Here is a 14,580-nt window from a genome sequence, read left to right as displayed (position 1 = left end):
GTCGCCCCGAGCAAGGCGCTACGCGAACAGCCGCTGCAGCCGACGCACGCCCTCGAGCAGGTCGTCGTCGCCGAGCGCGTACGACATGCGGACGAATCCGCTGGGGCCGAACGCCTCGCCCGGCACCACAGCCACCTCGGCCTGGTCGAGGATCAGGTCGGCCAGCTCGAGCGACGTCGTCGGCGTCACGCCGCCCCATTCGCGGTTCAGCAGGCCCGTGACGTCGGGGTAGACGTAGAAGGCGCCCTCGGGGGTCGGGGTCACGATGCCGTCGATCGTGTTCAGCTCGGCGACGATCGTCTTGCGGCGCACGTCGAAGGCCTGCCGCATCGTCTCGACCGAGTCCTGCGAGCCGGTCAGGGCCGCGAGGGCTGCCCGCTGGGAGATGTTGGACACGTTCGACGAGAGGTGCGACTGCAGGTTGCCGGCCGCCTTGATGACGTCGTCCGGGCCGATCATCCAGCCGACACGCCAGCCCGTCATCGCATAGGTCTTGGCCACGCCGTTGACGAGGATGCTCGTGCCGACCAGCTCGGGGACCGCCTCGGTAATCGACACGGCCTTGACGCCGTCGTACGTGAGGTTCTGGTAGATCTCGTCCGTGATCACCCAGATGCCGTGCTCCAGTGCCCATTCGCCGATGGCGCGGGTCTGCTCCTCGGAGTAGACGGCCCCGGTCGGGTTCGACGGCGAGACGAAGAGGAGCACCTTCGTGCGGTCGGTACGGGCGGCCTCGAGCTGCTCGACCGTGACCAGGTAGCCCTGCTCGGAGCCGGCGAACACGTCGACGGGCACGCCCCCGGCCAGCTTCACGGCCTCGGGGTAGGTGGTCCAGTAGGGAGTGGGGAGGATGACCTCGTCGCCCTCGTCGACGATGGTGGCGAAGGCCTGGTAGACGGCCTGCTTGCCGCCGTTCGTCACGATGACCTGCGAGGCGCCGACCTCGGTGCCGCTGTCGCGCAGGGTCTTCTCGGCGATGGCCTGGCGGAGATCGGGGAGACCCACCGCGGGCGTGTAGCGGTGGTTCTTCGGGTCGCGGGCCGCGGCGACGGCGGCCTCGACGATGTGCTCGGGCGTGGAGAAGTTCGGCTCGCCCGCCGCGTAGCTGATGACGTGCTTGCCCTGAGCCTGCAGGGCCTTGGCCTTCGCATCGACCTTGAGCGTCGCGGACTCGGAGATCGCGGCGATGCGGGACGAGAGGCGGTCATGACGGACGAAGGCGGCGGGGCTGTTCACGCGCGAAAGCCTACCGGGCGGGCGGGCGAGGTGACAGGCCGAGAAGCGGGCCAACTTTGCTTGCCCAGCCGCCGTCACCTACACTTGTCTGCGGTGGTCGAAACGACCAGGCTTTTCTGCGCTTCCGCGATGCTCCTCTCGAGCAGTGCAAAGGGGTGCGGGGCCGATCTGCAGGGGTCGGTGGTGGCTTGGTGGTTGACGCCCCCGAAGGGCGGTGGCTCAATTGGTAGAGCAGCGGTCTCCAAAACCGCAGGTTGCAGGTTCAAGTCCTGTCCGCCCTGCAGCCCTGTTCGTGTAACCGCACGGACTGGACGACGACAACGTGACTCCGGTGACGTGGAAGGCAAGTGCGAGAGTGGCTCGAAAAGACGTTGACGTTCCCAGTGAGGACGTCGTCGCGATCGCGAAGGCCGATGGCGCTTCGCGACGTGGCCGTTTCGCGCGCATCGCGCTCTTCCTCCGCCAGGTCATCAACGAGCTGAAGAAGGTCGTCACCCCGACCCGCAAAGAGCTCTTCAGCTTCACCGGCGTCGTCCTGGTCTTCGTCGTCATCATGATGGCGCTCGTGTTCGGTCTCGACACGCTGTTCGGGTTCCTCGTCCAGTACGTCTTCGGCAACGGGGTCAAGTGATCCCATCCGTCGGGCCGACAGGCCGACGCTTGCGAGCAGACCATCACCCCGACGACACGACCCGGCGATCGTCCCCGACGGACGAACACCCCACCAACGGAAGAAGAACCCTTGCCTGACAACGAGCGCGACGACATCGACCTCGCCACCGCCGCTGAGCAGTCCTCCGAGGTCGAAGAGGCCCAGGAAGGCTCGACGCAGACGGCCGACGAAGAGAGTGTCGACTCCGCCGAGCACGAGGCGATGCACGTCACCGACGAGGGCGACGAGGGTTCCAGCGACGTCTCCGACCTCGACGACCTGCTGAACAGCCTCGACGAGGCGAACGACCCCGAGGCCGACGCCATCGTCGACGACGCCCTCGCGCCGGCCGACCTGGACGACGCCGAGGCGGCCGTCGAGGCCACGGAAGACGAGGCCGAAGAAGACGCCGAAGAGCACCAGGCCGAGGGCGACGCCGTCGGCGCGTTCGACGCCGTGACCGAGATCGAGTCGGCCGAGACCGACGGCGACGAGGGCGACGACGCCGAGGAGGAGGCCGAGGTCGACCCCTACGAGGCGTTCCGCTACGACCTCCGCGGCAAGCCCGGCAAGTGGTACGTCATCCACTCCTACGCCGGCTTCGAGCGCCGCGTGAAGCAGAACATCGAGAACCGCATGGTCTCGCTGACCATGGAGGACTACGTCTACCAGGTCGAGGTCCCGATGGAAGACGTCGTCGAGATCAAGAACGGTCAGCGCAAGCTGGTCACCCGCGTCCGCATCCCCGGCTACGTGCTGGTCCGCATGGATCTCAACGAAGACAGCTGGTCGGTCGTCCGTCACACTCCCGGTGTCACCGGCTTCGTGGGCAACGCCCACAACCCGACGCCGCTCCGCTTCGAGGAGGCCTTCAACATGCTGAAGAGCCTCGTCCAGGTGCAGGAGGCGCCGGTCGCCGCCAAGGGTGGAGCGAAGGGCGGCAAGGCCGCGCAGCGCGTCATCCCCGCCGAGGTCGACTTCGAGATCGGCGAGACGATCACGATCAAGGAGGGCTCGTTCGCGGGTCTTCCCGGTACGATCAACGAGATCAAGCCCGAATCGGGTAAGCTCACGGTGCTCGTTTCCCTGTTCGAGCGCGAGACCCCGGTCGAGCTCAGCTTCGACCAGGTCACGAAGCTGTAGACGGGTCCCCCACTTTTCACAGACCACCGGATCCCTGCGTGAGCAGATTCCGGGAGAGCACGCTGCAACCGCAGCGAGTTCGAACCCATAAAGAAGGAAATAGACATGGCACCGAAAAAGAAGGTCACGGGTCTGATCAAGCTTCAGATCAACGCCGGCGCCGCGAACCCCGCCCCGCCCATCGGCCCGGCCCTGGGTCAGCACGGCGTGAACATCATGGAGTTCTGCAAGGCCTACAACGCCGCGACCGAGTCGCAGCGCGGCAACGTCGTCCCCGTCGAGATCACCGTCTACGAAGACCGTTCGTTCACGTTCATCCTCAAGACGCCCCCGGCCGCCGAGCTCATCAAGAAGGCCGCCGGCCTCGCCAAGGGCTCCGCCACGCCGCACACCGTCAAGGTGGGCAAGCTGACGATGGAGCAGGTCCGCGAGATCGCCACGACCAAGCAGTCCGACCTCAATGCGAACGACCTCGACGCTGCGGCGAAGATCATCGCCGGCACCGCCCGCTCCATGGGCATCACCGTCGACGCGTAGTCGTACCCGCTCCGACGTCGCACCCGCGGCGTCATGACACACCCTGTGCGGGTAACCACCCGCACTCCCCGAACATCCAGTGGGAGAGCCGGCCAGGCTCGTAACCACGCTCTCGAAATCAGGAGATTTCACATGGCTCAGAAGTCCAAGGCGTACCGCGCCGCTGCCGAGAAGATCGAGGCAGGCAAGTTCTACAGCACCACCGAGGCCGTTGCGGTCGCTCGCGAGACGGGTTCGAAGAAGTTCGATTCCACCGTCGAGGTCGCCCTCAAGCTCGGTGTCGACCCGCGCAAGGCCGACCAGATGGTGCGCGGCACCGTCATCCTCCCGCACGGCACGGGCAAGACCGCCCGCGTCATCGTCTTCGCGACGGGAGCGGCCGCCGAGGCCGCCATCGCCGCGGGCGCCGACGAGGTCGGTGGCGACGAGCTCATCGAGAAGGTCGCCGGCGGCTACACCTCCTTCGACTCGGCGGTCTCCACCCCCGAGCTCATGGGCAAGGTCGGCCGTCTCGGAAAGGTCCTCGGCCCGCGTGGCCTCATGCCCAACCCGAAGACCGGCACCGTCACCCCGAACGTCGCTCAGGCCGTGAGCGACATCAAGGGCGGCAAGATCGAGTTCCGCGTCGACAAGCACGCCAACGTGCACTTCGTCATCGGCAAGGCCGGCTTCTCGGAAGAGCAGCTCAACGCCAACCTCGACAGCGCGCTGGACGAGATCGTCCGCCTCAAGCCGTCCTCCTCGAAGGGCCGTTACATCACCAAGGGCACCGTCTCGACCACGTTCGGTCCGGGCATCCCCCTCGACATCAACGCTTTCTAAGCGGTCGTAGCCAGAAGGCCCGCATCCCTCACGGGGTGCGGGCCTTCTGCATGCCACGGGGTCGAGGATCCGTTATTCCTCCGAGACCTTCAGCACGAGTTTCCCGCGCGTGTGCCCCTGTGCGAGAAGACTGTGCGCATCGGCAACATCCTCGAGGTCGTAGACGTCATCGACGTACACGTTGATGTCTCCCGAGTCGATGAGTCGCGAAAGGACGGCCAAGACGGTCGCGTCGGGGGCGACGGCGTAACCGGTGTAGCGCATCCCCGCCTCCTCGGCCAGCGCAGCGAGACCCGGAGAAGGCGTCAGCGGGACATGCACGAGCAGGCCACCGCGCCGAAGGACCCCGAGAGAGCGTGTGGCGACGTCGAGGTCGTCGACCAGGTTGATCACGACGTCGACTCCGGCGACCTGGCTCTCGAACGGCTCCGCGCCGTAGTCGAGGACCTGCTCGGCGCCGAGCTGCCGCAGCCACCCTGCATTGCGGGGCGAGCTCGTCGTGGCGACCCGCGCGCCGAAGTAGGCGGCGAGCTGCACCACGAAGTGGCCGACGCCGCCGGCCCCGGCGTGCACGAGGATCCGCTGGCCCTCGTGCGCCTTCGCCACGTCGACGACGAGGCCCCAGGCAGTGAGGGCGGCCAGGGGCACGGCGGCCGCCTCGACGTGCGACAGCGACTTCGGCTTGCGTGCGACCGAGAGCGACGAGACCGAGACGTACTCGGCGTACGAGCCCGCGGTCCGCGGCGCCCCGGCCACGCCGAACACCTCCACTCCGGGCTGCAGCGGGTGCGCCGCATACGGGCTCTCGACCACCACGCCGCTGAAGTCGTGCCCCAGGACGGCCGGCACCTCGGCCGTGCCGCAGCTTCCCGCGAGTCCGGCGCGGATCATGAGGTCAAACGGGTTCACCCCGGCGGCCGCGACCTTGACGAGCACCTCGCATCCCAGCCGATCCGGCAGCGGAATCGTGGCCGGCTCCAGCACTTCCGGTCCGCCGTTCTCCGTGATCACCACGGCTCGCATCGTCTCCGTCATCACCGGCCTGTCAGTCGTCGTCGCCATCGAGGTCCCCTCCATCGGTGCGAACCGCGGCCTTTCGGCGAGCGTTCCGCGTGTCCCTTCAGTAAAGAGGGGCGATGATTCCGACGTGTTTCGGCGGTGTCAATGCTGAGCAAACTATCGAGGCGGGCTCCTCCCGGTACGCTCGGGCCGTGAGAATCGCATTCGCCGGCCTCCGCCTCGTCGCGGCCACCGCCATCGTCGTCGCGGTCGTGGCCCAGTGGTCGCGGAGCCTCGAGTCGCCCGACTACGCGTTCGCGAACTTCTTCGGCTACTTCACCATCCAGAGCAACCTGCTGCTGGCCGTCGCATTCGTCCTCGTGGCCGCGTTCGGTCTGCGCAGGCTCGTCCAGCCGGGCTGGCTCGTGGCCTTCCGCGGGGCGACCACGACCTACATCGCCACGACCGGGGTCGTCTACAACCTGCTCCTGGCCGGCGCACCCGCCTCCGACTTCACGGTGGCGTGGTCGAACGACATCGTTCACAAATGGATCCCGCTCTACGCCGTCCTCGACTGGATCCTGACCGGCGACCGCACCCGCATCCTCGGCAAGCGGCTCTGGTTCTTCCTGATCTACCCGATCGCCTGGCTCGTCGTCGTGCTGCTGCGCGGCCAGAGCTTCGTGCCCTACCCGTTCTTGGACGTGGTGAAGCTCGGCGCGGGCACGGTGGCGCTCTACTGCGTCGCCATCGCCGTGTTCATCGCCCTGATGTCGGCGGTGGTGATCGCGCTGAGCCGCTACCGGTTGCTGCGCCCGGTCGACGACCCGACCTACGAGCGGGCGATCGTCTCCAGCACCTGATCCGCGAGGCCGATCAACTGGTGGATCTCGTTGTCGTCGCGTTCCACCCACTGGCACTGCGGGTCTCCGGCCAGCGGCACGAAGTCCACGTGCTGTTCCCAGACCACCAGGGTGCGTTCGGCGCCGAGCACGTACTGCTGCCACCAGACCTGACGGAGATACGAGCGGGGGATGCTCTTCCACGCCTTCTTCGTGGTCTTGATCTCCGCCAGCACCACTGTTCCGTCTTCTCGTTCCGCCACGCCGTCGGGGGTGGCGAGATGCAGCGGCGCCCCGTGCGCGTGGAAGAGCCGACTGCTCGGAAGGATCTTGTGGTGGACCCGCACCCACCGCGCGATCTCCGGCTCGCGGGCCCGGCCGTGGTCGGTGTAGGCGTTGCCGCCGAAGCCGTTGCCGTAGAGCTTGTCGAGCACGACGGCCTGGATCGCGCGGGGGCTCGAGAGGCGGGCGACGTCGGTGGCCGTGATGCCGCGGCTGCGGGCGCGGAGCCACGCGATGCGATCGGTCGAGTCGGCGAGGACGCGACCGGAGAAGTGCTTCGTCGGATCGAGCGGCGCACTGGCGACTCGCACGGTGTCGGTCGACAGGGTCTCGGCAGGCTCGTCCCAGAGGAAGAGGGCGGGCTGCTCGAGGGTCACCCCCCTATTGTCTCCCGGACGAGCGACTCGGCCGACGAAGCGGCGAGGGTGTCGAGACCCGAGGGGGAGAGGGCGTAGTGGATCGCCAGCATGCTCGCGCCCAGGATCGCCGCGTCGTCGGCGGCCCGCGACTGCACGATCGTCAGGTGCTCGGTCGCCAGCGGCATCGATCGCGAGTAGACGACCTCGCGCACGCCGGCGAGCAGGTGCTCGCCCGCCTCCGCCATCGAGCCGCCGATGGCGATGATCGACGGGTTGATCAGGTTGACGCAAGTCGTCAGGACCTCGCCGATGTCGCGGCCGGCCTGGCGGACGGCCCTCACGGCGTCGATGTCGCCGGCGCGCACGAGGTCGAGGACGTCGGCGCCGGAGGCCACGTCGCGGCCGTCGCGCCGGAGCCCGGCCGCGATGGCCGGGCCGGAGGCCACCGCCTCGAGGCAGCCGGTGTTGCCGCAGCGGCACTGGATGCCGGCCGCGCGGGAGACGGGGATGTGGCCGATGTCGCCGGCGATGCCCTGGGCCCCGCGCTGCAGGGTGCCGCCGGAGATGATGCCGGAGCCGATGCCGGTGGCGACCTTGAGGAAGAAGAGGTGGTCGCAGTCGGGGTAGGAGTGGGTGCGCTCGCCGAGGGCCATGATGTTGACGTCGTTGTCGACGAAGACGGGGACGTCGATGTGCTGGCGGATCCAGCCGGGCACGTCGAACGCGTCCCAGCCGGGCATGATCGGGGGATTCACGGGGCGGCCGGTGCTGAACTCCACCGGCCCCGGGAGCCCGATGCCGACGGCGATCAGGTCGGACCGCGTCTTCCCGAGCTCGTCGAGCAGGGCATCCGCCTGCTCCACCATCCAGGCCAGCACCGCCTCGGGTCCAAGGCTGATGGCGAGCTGCGCGCGGTGCGTGACGAGCTCGCGGCCCATGAGGTCGGTCAGGGCGACCTGCGCGTGGCTGGCTCCGAGGTCGGCCGCCAGGACGACGCGGGAGGTCGGGAGAAGGGCGATGCGGGAGGGCGGTCGGCCACCGGTGGAGACGGCGTCGGCGACGGGCCCGATCAGCCCCATCTCGGTCAGGGCGTCCAGGCGCACGCCGATGGTGGAGCGGGCCAGACCCGTGATCGCCGACAGCTCGGCCCTGGTGCGGGGACGGCCGTCGCGCAGGAGTTGGAAGAGATCGCCCGCGCCCGTCGTGCCGAGCACGGAGGAGCGCATCGCATCGGACATGAGAGGAGTAAACCACAGCTTCTGCGCGGGGTCGACAGAACCTGTCGAAAGACATCACACTTTTGCTTGACCCTCGACAGAAGTGCCCCTAGTGTGAGTCTCGATCGACGGAGATCCGCTCTTTTCAGGGCACCGGGCTTCGTCGAATCGCCTCACGACCACGACGAAGGAGTCCACACGGTGACCCAGGTTCCCCTCTCTGTCCAGCTCTACACGGTGAGAAACGCGATCGCCGACGATCTTCCCGGCACCCTCGCCCGCATCGCCGAACTCGGGTTCACCGAGGTCGAGCCCTACGCGTTCGTCGAGCGCGTGGACGAATACGCCGAGCAGCTCCCCGCGCACGGCCTCACCGCGCCGAGCGCCCACGTCAAGCTCGTCGGCCAGGACCTCGAGCCGATCTTCGCGGCAGCCACGCGCCTCGGCGTCGGCACGATCATCGACCCGCACATCGACGAGACGCGCTGGATCACCCGCGAGGACGTCGAGAGCATCGCCGCCGACCTCAACGCCATCGCGAAGAAGGCAGCCGAGCACGGCCTCGTCGTCGGCTACCACAACCATGAATTCGAACTGGAGAACCTCATCGACGGAACTCCCGCGCTCGAGGTGCTCGCCGCATCCCTGGACGACGCCGTGGTCCTCGAGGTGGACACCTACTGGTCGCAGGTCGGCGGACAGGACACCCCCGAGCTCCTCGCCCGTCTCGGCGACCGAGTGCAGTTCCTGCACATCAAGGACGGCCCCATCGACAAGGACGACAAGCACCAGGTCGCCGTCGGACGCGGTGCCATGCCCGTGCGCGACATCCTCGCCGCGGCTCGCCAGGCCCTCCCGGTCATCGAGCTCGACGACCACGAGGGCGACATCTTCAAGGCCCTCGCCCAGAGCATCGAATTCCTCGAAGGAGTCCACGCATGACCGATCAGTCGACCACCACGAAGCCCCGGGTCGCCTCCGACGGCAAGACCGGCCCTGTCGGGGTCGGTGTCATCGGCGCCGGTGTGATCAGCGACCAGTACCTCGGCAACCTGACGAAGTTCCCCGACCTCAAGGTCCTCTTCATCGCCGACATCGACGAGCCGCGTGCGGCCGCGCAGGCCGAGAAGTGGGGCGTCCCCGCGAGCGGATCGGTCGAGGAGCTCCTGGCTCTCGACGACGTCGAGATCGTCGTCAACCTGACGATCCCGGCCGCCCACGTCGAGGTCGCGCTCCAGGCGGTCGCCGCCGGCAAGCACGTCTGGGGCGAGAAGCCCTACGCACTCGACCGCGAGAGCGGCAAGAAGCTGCGTCAGGCCGCCGAAGAGGCCGGAGTCCGGGTCGCCGTCGCTCCCGACACCTTCCTCGGATCCGGGATCCAGACCGGCCTCCGCGTCGTGCGTCGCGGCGACATCGGCACGCCGCTCACCGGCCTCACCCTCTTCCAGGTGCCCGGCCCGGAGTCGTGGCACCCGAGCCCCGAGTTCCTCTTCGCCTACGGTGCCGGCCCGATGTTCGACGTCGGCCCGTACTACCTGACCACGCTCGTGCAGGTCTTCGGCCCGGCCGCCAAGGTCACCGCGACGTCGTCCAAGGCGCGCGAGACCCGCGTGATCGGCTCGGGCCCGAAGGCGGGCACCGAGTTCCCGGTCGAGGTGCCCACGCACATCTCCGCGCTCATCCAGTTCGAGTCGGGCGCGAGCGCCCAGAGTGTCTTCAGCTTCGACTCGAAGCTGGCCCGCGCCGGCTTCGTCGAGATCGCGGGCACCGAGGGCACCGCGGTGTTCCCCGACCCGAACGAGTTCGAGGGCCCGACCGTCGTGCACACCGGTGCCGACGAGCCCACCGTCGTCCCGTCCGCCGGCTCCACCTTCACCCGCGGCACCGGAGTCGCCGAACTCGCCCAGGCGATCCGCGGAGGTCGCCGTGAACGCGTCCCCGGCGAACTGGCCTTCCACGTCCTCGACATCATGGCCTCCCTCGCCGAGTCCGCCGAGAAGGGCGAGAGCGTCGTCGTCGAGTCGACCCTCGAGCCGACCGACGAGCTCCCCGAGAGCTGGGACCCTTCGGTCGCCACGCTGAACTGACCAGCGGCCGCCCCGACGCATCCCACTCCCTGTGCCGCTCGGGGCGGCCGCCACCGACCACCCATCCACCCACGACACCATCCCCCGCAGCACCACAGCATCACCCCCCACTCAACGAAGAGATCCCCTGGAGGAACCCCATGCGCACCACGACGAAGTGGCTGACGGCAGTAGCCGTCGGCGCCCTGGCAGTCGGCTCGATGACGGCCTGCTCGTCATCGTCCGGCAGCTCGAGCTCCAGCTCGGGCAAGACGATCACCTATTGGGCCAGCAACCAGGCCCCCACCATTCAGGGCGACCAGACGATCCTGAAGGCCGAGCTCGCGAAATTCACCGCGCAGACCGGTGTCAAGGTCAACATCGAGGTCATCCCGTGGACCAACCTCTACAACCGCATCCTGACCGCCGTCTCGAGCGGTGAGGGCCCCGACGTCCTGTCGATCGGCAACACCTGGGCGACCTCGCTCCAGTCGAGCGGCGCGTTCGTGCCGTTCGAGGGCGACGCGCTCAAGGCGATCGGCGGCAAGGACAAGTTCGTGGCTTCGAGCTACGCCACCGGCGGCGCCGTCGGCAAGGCGCCGACCTCGGTGCCGCTCTACGGCCTGGCCTACTCGATGTACTACAACACCAAGATGTTCGCCGCAGCCGGCATCGCGACTCCTCCCACCACCTGGGACGAGTTCGTGGCCGACGCCAAGAAGCTGACCATCGACACCAACGGCGACGGCAAGATCGACCAGTACGGCGTCACCATGGCCGGTTCCAGCGTCTCGAACAACGCCCACCAGGCGTTCGTCCGCGGCCTGCAGAACGGCGGAGCGCTCTACGACAAGAGCGGCAAGCCGACCTTCGCCAGCGCCGGCGAGGTCAAGGGCATCAAGGAATGGGTCGACCTCATGGGCGTCGACAAGGTCGTCAACCCGTCCGACGCCGAGAGCGTCAACGGGTCGGACATGGCCGCCACCTTCGCCGAGGGCAAGGCCGCGATGTTCTTCGACCAGGCTCCCGGCTCGTCGCTGTCGGCTCGCAACTTCACCGACTACAAGGCCGCACCGGTCCCGATGGAGACCGCGGGCGCCACGGGCCTCCTCGGCACCCAGAGCCACGTCGCCGGCATCAACCTGAGCATCTTCAAGAACACGAAGAACCTCGGGGCGTCGGAGCAGCTCGTCAAGTACATGACGAGCGTCACCGCCCAGAAGTCGCTCAACAAGTCCTACGCGTCGCTTCCGGTGGTCACCGCCGCCTACGACGACCCGGCGTTCAAGTCGGAGGAGATCACGCTCAAGCAGGAGACCCTGAAGGACCACGCCCAGCCGATGCCGCTGCAGTCGAGCGAAGGCCAGATGGAGACCCTCGTCGGCACCGCGATCAAGAACCTGCTCGCCAAGGCGGCGCAGGGGCAGAACGTCAGCGACGCCGACGTCAAGTCGGCCCTCGAGGACGCCAACAGCCAGATGACGGCCAGCCAGTAGCGACGGCGCCTCCTTCGAGGCACCCCGCTCGACCGGGAGGGTCGCAGCACGCGCTGCGGCCCTCCCCGCCCCCACCTTTCGCAACCCCCGCGCACCGCCTTGAAAGAGGACCGCCATGACCGTCAACGTTCTGCCCCCGGCGTCGACCGAGCAGGAGCAGCCCCCGGAGCCGCATCAGTCGGCTCCGCTCCTCCCCGCACGGAAGCGTCGCCGCCCCTCGCTCCTTCCGTACGGGCTGATCACGCCGGCGGCTCTCGCCGAGCTGCTCGTCCACATCGTGCCGATGATCCTCGGCATCTGGATCGCCTTCATCACCCTCAACCAGCTCTCGATCGCGAACTGGACCAGCGCCCCGTTCGTCGGCTTCCAGAACTTCGTCAACGGGCTCAACCCGTCCTCGTCCATCGGTCAGGAGCTCTACTCGAGCCTCGGCCGCACGGTGCTCTTCACCGTGATCGTCCTCGCGATCGCGTGGGCGATGGGGATGCTCGGAGCCGTCCTCCTGACGTCCTCCTTCCGCGGGCGGGGCATCCTCCGCACCCTGTTCCTCGTCCCCTACGCTCTGCCGTCGTACGTCGGCACGATCGCCTGGGCGTTCATGTTCAACCGCTCGGACGGCGCCATCAACCACGTCCTGGTCGACCAGTTGCACCTCTTCGGCGGCAACCGACCGTTCTGGCTCCTCGGCGGCAACTCGTTCTGGGCCATCGTCATCGTCACGGCCTGGCAGATGTGGCCGTTCGCCTTCCTGATGCTCCTCGCAGCGCTGCAGAACATCCCCGGCGACGTCTACGAGGCCGCGAGCCTCGACGGTGCCAGCCTCTGGAAGCAGTTCACCCGCATCACCCTGCCGATGATCAAGCCGGCCAACGCCGTTCTGCTCCTGATCATGGGGTTGTGGATCTTCAACCAGTTCAACGTGCCCTACGTGCTCTTCGGGGCCGCGTCTCCCAAGGAGGCGACGTTGATCTCGCCGCTGATCTACCAGCAGTCGTTCTCGAACTGGAACTTCGGTCTCGGCGGCGCCATGAGCGTGCTGCTGCTGATCGTGCTCCTGATCGCGTCGGCGTTCTACATCCGTATGGTCCTGCCGAAGGGAAACGCCGCTGATGATTGAGACACGCGGATTCAAGGTCTTCCGGGTCTTCGGGCTCGCCTTCCTGTCGCTCGTCGTGCTCGTGCCGCTCTATGTGGTGGTCACGACCTCGCTCAAGCCGCTCGCCGACGTCCAGGGGCTCTTCACCTGGATCCCGTCGCGGCTGACGATCGAGCCCTACATCCAGATCTGGCAGACGGTGCCGCTGGCGCAGTACTTCAAGAACAGCCTGATCGTCACCTGCTCCGCGACGATCCTCAGCGTGGTCATGGCCGTCCTGGCGGCCTACGCTCTGGCCCGCCTGAAGTTCCGCGGCCAGCGCCCGTTCAGCCTCGTGGTGCTCTCGACGCAGATGTTCCCCGGCATCCTGTTCCTGCTGCCGCTGTTCCTGATCTTCGTCCAGATCAAGAACACCCTCGGCATCCAGCTCACCGGCAGCTACGCCGGCTTGATCATCACCTACATGACGTTCTCGCTGCCGTTCTCCATCTGGATGCTGACGGGCTACTTCGCCTCCATCCCCAAGGAGCTCGAAGAGGCTTCGATGATCGACGGCACCGGTCGCATGGGCGCCCTGTTCCGCGTGATCATCCCGGTCGCGAAGCCCGGCATCATCGCCGTCGCGGTCTACGCGTTCATCACGGCCTGGGGCGAGGTGCTGTTCGCCAGTGTGCTGACGTCCAACGACACCCGGACCCTGGCGATCGGACTGCAGGCGTACTCGTCGCAGCAGGACGTCTACTGGAACCAGCTCATGGCCGCCTCGGTGGTCGTGTCGCTGCCGGTGCTGATCGGATTCATGTTCGTGCAGAAGCACCTGATCACCGGCCTCTCGTCCGGCGCCGTCAAGTAGCGGCACACTGGGAGGCATGCCCCGTTCCCTCTTCCCCGGCCAGCACTGCCGGGTCCTGATCGTCGACGCGACCACGGGGGCCACCGAGGTCGTGTTCGACTCCGAAGAAACGCTCGTCGAGGCTCCGAACTGGAGCCCCGACGGGCGTTTCCTGGTTCTGAACGGCGACGGCCTGCTCTGGCGCCTGGCGGTCGATCGGCGCGACGCCCGCACCGAGGCCCTGGAGCCGATCGCGATGCACGGCGTCCCCGAGATCAACAACGACCACGTGCTCGCCCCCGACAGCCGCAGCGTCTTCGTCAGCGGCAAGGACGGCCACCTGTACGAGGTGCCGTGGGCGGGCGGTCCCGGTCGACGCGTCACCCGCGACCACCCCGAGGGGCGCGGCTACAAGAACTACCTGCACGGCGTCTCGCCCGACGGCACGACGCTCGCGGTGGTGGTGGGCTCCCGCCCGACGCCGGAGTCGACGGTCGACGAGTGGCGGACGAACCTCGCGCTGGTGTCCGTGGCGACCGGCGAGACCCTCCTCGTGACCGACGACGTGCATCCCGACGACGGCCCCGAATTCGCGCCCGACGGCGAGTGGCTCTGGTTCAACACCGAGCGGTTCACGGCCGGGGGTCGCACGGGTGTGCCCGGCCACGCGCAGCTCGCGCGGGTGCCTCGCGGGGGAGGGGAGCCGGGGCGCGTGGTGGTGAGCGACACGGTCGACTGGTTCCCGCATCCCTCACCCGACGGGTCGACCCTGGTCTTTCTGTCGTACGCCGCCGGCACGCAGGGGCACCCGGAGAACCACGAGGTGGTCCTCCGGGTGCTGGAGCTGCACGACGGCGAGCCGGTGCCGGGAGCGGTGCCGCGCGATCTCCTCCGTCTGTTCGGCGGGCAGGGCACGCTCAACGTCTCGGGCTGGGCCCCCGACTCGCGGCGGTTCGCCTGCGTCGAGTACCCCCTCCCGACCTGACGCCTCGGCTCTCGAC

Annotated in this window: 15 protein-coding genes and 1 tRNA gene; 12 read left to right on the top strand and 4 right to left on the bottom strand. The window is 68.0% G+C overall.

Annotated elements, in window-relative coordinates; genetic code table 11:
* Positions 1-18: 18 nt before the first annotated feature.
* On the bottom strand, positions 19-1,236 hold the full coding sequence (locus tag ABEA39_RS11360) for a pyridoxal phosphate-dependent aminotransferase (protein WP_345375991.1): 1,218 nt from the start codon (positions 1,234-1,236) through the stop codon (positions 19-21).
* A 208-nt stretch (positions 1,237-1,444) separates the two neighbouring features.
* Between ABEA39_RS11360 and ABEA39_RS11355 the strand changes: the two genes are divergently transcribed.
* The 5 genes from ABEA39_RS11355 to rplA all read left to right on the top strand — a co-directional run bounded on the left by ABEA39_RS11355 (position 1,445) and on the right by rplA (position 4,390).
* Positions 1,445-1,517 (top strand) — tRNA-Trp (locus tag ABEA39_RS11355).
* 74 nt (positions 1,518-1,591) lie between these two features.
* Positions 1,592-1,867 (top strand): preprotein translocase subunit SecE, encoded by a 276-nt coding sequence (secE, locus tag ABEA39_RS11350; RefSeq protein ID WP_345375989.1) that lies wholly within the window; start codon positions 1,592-1,594, stop codon positions 1,865-1,867.
* Positions 1,868-1,978: 111 nt separating this feature from the next.
* A complete protein-coding gene (gene nusG, locus ABEA39_RS11345; protein WP_345375988.1) occupies positions 1,979-3,031 on the top strand; it encodes a transcription termination/antitermination protein NusG in 1,053 nt (350 codons plus the stop codon).
* A gap of 105 nt (positions 3,032-3,136) precedes the next feature.
* Positions 3,137-3,568 (top strand): 50S ribosomal protein L11, encoded by a 432-nt coding sequence (gene rplK, locus ABEA39_RS11340; protein ID WP_345375987.1) that lies wholly within the window; start codon positions 3,137-3,139, stop codon positions 3,566-3,568.
* 132 nt (positions 3,569-3,700) lie between these two features.
* On the top strand, positions 3,701-4,390 hold the full coding sequence (rplA, locus tag ABEA39_RS11335; RefSeq protein WP_345375986.1) for a 50S ribosomal protein L1: 690 nt from the start codon (positions 3,701-3,703) through the stop codon (positions 4,388-4,390).
* A 72-nt stretch (positions 4,391-4,462) separates the two neighbouring features.
* On the opposite strand, the gene ABEA39_RS11330 is transcribed toward rplA, so the two are convergent.
* Positions 4,463-5,452: an NADP-dependent oxidoreductase gene (locus ABEA39_RS11330; RefSeq protein WP_345375985.1), complete on the bottom strand. Its 990-nt coding sequence runs from the start codon at positions 5,450-5,452 to the stop codon at positions 4,463-4,465.
* Positions 5,453-5,601: 149 nt separating this feature from the next.
* Between ABEA39_RS11330 and ABEA39_RS11325 the strand changes: the two genes are divergently transcribed.
* Positions 5,602-6,252, top strand: coding sequence for a Pr6Pr family membrane protein (locus tag ABEA39_RS11325; protein WP_345375984.1), 651 nt, complete (start codon positions 5,602-5,604; stop codon positions 6,250-6,252).
* Here the strand turns inward: ABEA39_RS11325 and ABEA39_RS11320 are convergent.
* On the bottom strand, positions 6,222-6,839 hold the full coding sequence (locus tag ABEA39_RS11320) for a YqaJ viral recombinase family protein (protein ID WP_425556967.1): 618 nt from the start codon (positions 6,837-6,839) through the stop codon (positions 6,222-6,224). The two genes, ABEA39_RS11325 and ABEA39_RS11320, sit on opposite strands and share 31 nt — an antisense overlap.
* 47 nt (positions 6,840-6,886) lie before the next feature.
* Positions 6,887-8,110, bottom strand: coding sequence for an ROK family transcriptional regulator (locus tag ABEA39_RS11315; protein ID WP_345375983.1), 1,224 nt, complete (start codon positions 8,108-8,110; stop codon positions 6,887-6,889).
* Between the two features lie 180 nt (positions 8,111-8,290).
* Between ABEA39_RS11315 and ABEA39_RS11310 the strand changes: the two genes are divergently transcribed.
* The 6 genes from ABEA39_RS11310 to ABEA39_RS11285 all read left to right on the top strand — a co-directional run bounded on the left by ABEA39_RS11310 (position 8,291) and on the right by ABEA39_RS11285 (position 14,564).
* Complete coding sequence (locus ABEA39_RS11310; RefSeq protein WP_345375982.1) at positions 8,291-9,031, top strand: sugar phosphate isomerase/epimerase family protein; 741 nt, start codon at positions 8,291-8,293, stop codon at positions 9,029-9,031.
* Positions 9,028-10,176: a Gfo/Idh/MocA family protein gene (locus ABEA39_RS11305; RefSeq protein ID WP_345375981.1), complete on the top strand. Its 1,149-nt coding sequence runs from the start codon at positions 9,028-9,030 to the stop codon at positions 10,174-10,176. Before ABEA39_RS11310 ends, ABEA39_RS11305 begins: the two co-directional genes overlap by 4 nt.
* A gap of 140 nt (positions 10,177-10,316) precedes the next feature.
* Positions 10,317-11,651 (top strand): ABC transporter substrate-binding protein, encoded by a 1,335-nt coding sequence (locus tag ABEA39_RS11300; RefSeq protein WP_345375980.1) that lies wholly within the window; start codon positions 10,317-10,319, stop codon positions 11,649-11,651.
* A gap of 115 nt (positions 11,652-11,766) precedes the next feature.
* A complete protein-coding gene (locus tag ABEA39_RS11295; RefSeq protein ID WP_345375979.1) occupies positions 11,767-12,768 on the top strand; it encodes a carbohydrate ABC transporter permease in 1,002 nt (333 codons plus the stop codon).
* The gene (locus tag ABEA39_RS11290; RefSeq protein ID WP_345375978.1) at positions 12,761-13,600 is read left to right on the top strand and encodes a carbohydrate ABC transporter permease; all 840 of its coding nucleotides are present in this window, start codon (positions 12,761-12,763) and stop codon (positions 13,598-13,600) included. The genes ABEA39_RS11295 and ABEA39_RS11290 overlap by 8 nt, the downstream gene beginning before the upstream one ends.
* Before the next feature lie 16 nt (positions 13,601-13,616).
* On the top strand, positions 13,617-14,564 hold the full coding sequence (locus ABEA39_RS11285) for a TolB family protein (protein WP_345375977.1): 948 nt from the start codon (positions 13,617-13,619) through the stop codon (positions 14,562-14,564).
* The last annotated feature ends 16 nt before the right edge of the window (positions 14,565-14,580 follow it).

Source organism: Frondihabitans cladoniiphilus (assembly GCF_039544345.1).
In the GTDB taxonomy this organism is placed as follows: Bacteria; Actinomycetota; Actinomycetes; order Actinomycetales; family Microbacteriaceae; genus Frondihabitans; species Frondihabitans cladoniiphilus.
Note: the sequence above shows the minus strand (reverse complement) of the source record. Positions and strands in the feature narration are given on the sequence as shown.

What these genes read in the sequence shown, in the direction of transcription:
- rplK (WP_345375987.1), top strand. Translation starts at nt 3,137, where the DNA reads ATGGCACCGAAAAAGAAGGTCACGGGTCTGATCAAGCTTCAGATCAAC.
- rplA (WP_345375986.1), top strand. Translation starts at nt 3,701, where the DNA reads ATGGCTCAGAAGTCCAAGGCGTACCGCGCCGCTGCCGAGAAGATCGAG.
- ABEA39_RS11330 (WP_345375985.1), bottom strand. Translation starts at nt 5,452, where the DNA reads ATGGCGACGACGACTGACAGGCCGGTGATGACGGAGACGATGCGAGCC.
- ABEA39_RS11315 (WP_345375983.1), bottom strand. Translation starts at nt 8,110, where the DNA reads ATGTCCGATGCGATGCGCTCCTCCGTGCTCGGCACGACGGGCGCGGGC.
- ABEA39_RS11305 (WP_345375981.1), top strand. Translation starts at nt 9,028, where the DNA reads ATGACCGATCAGTCGACCACCACGAAGCCCCGGGTCGCCTCCGACGGC.
- ABEA39_RS11300 (WP_345375980.1), top strand. Translation starts at nt 10,317, where the DNA reads ATGCGCACCACGACGAAGTGGCTGACGGCAGTAGCCGTCGGCGCCCTG.
- ABEA39_RS11295 (WP_345375979.1), top strand. Translation starts at nt 11,767, where the DNA reads ATGACCGTCAACGTTCTGCCCCCGGCGTCGACCGAGCAGGAGCAGCCC.
- ABEA39_RS11290 (WP_345375978.1), top strand. Translation starts at nt 12,761, where the DNA reads ATGATTGAGACACGCGGATTCAAGGTCTTCCGGGTCTTCGGGCTCGCC.
- ABEA39_RS11285 (WP_345375977.1), top strand. Translation starts at nt 13,617, where the DNA reads ATGCCCCGTTCCCTCTTCCCCGGCCAGCACTGCCGGGTCCTGATCGTC.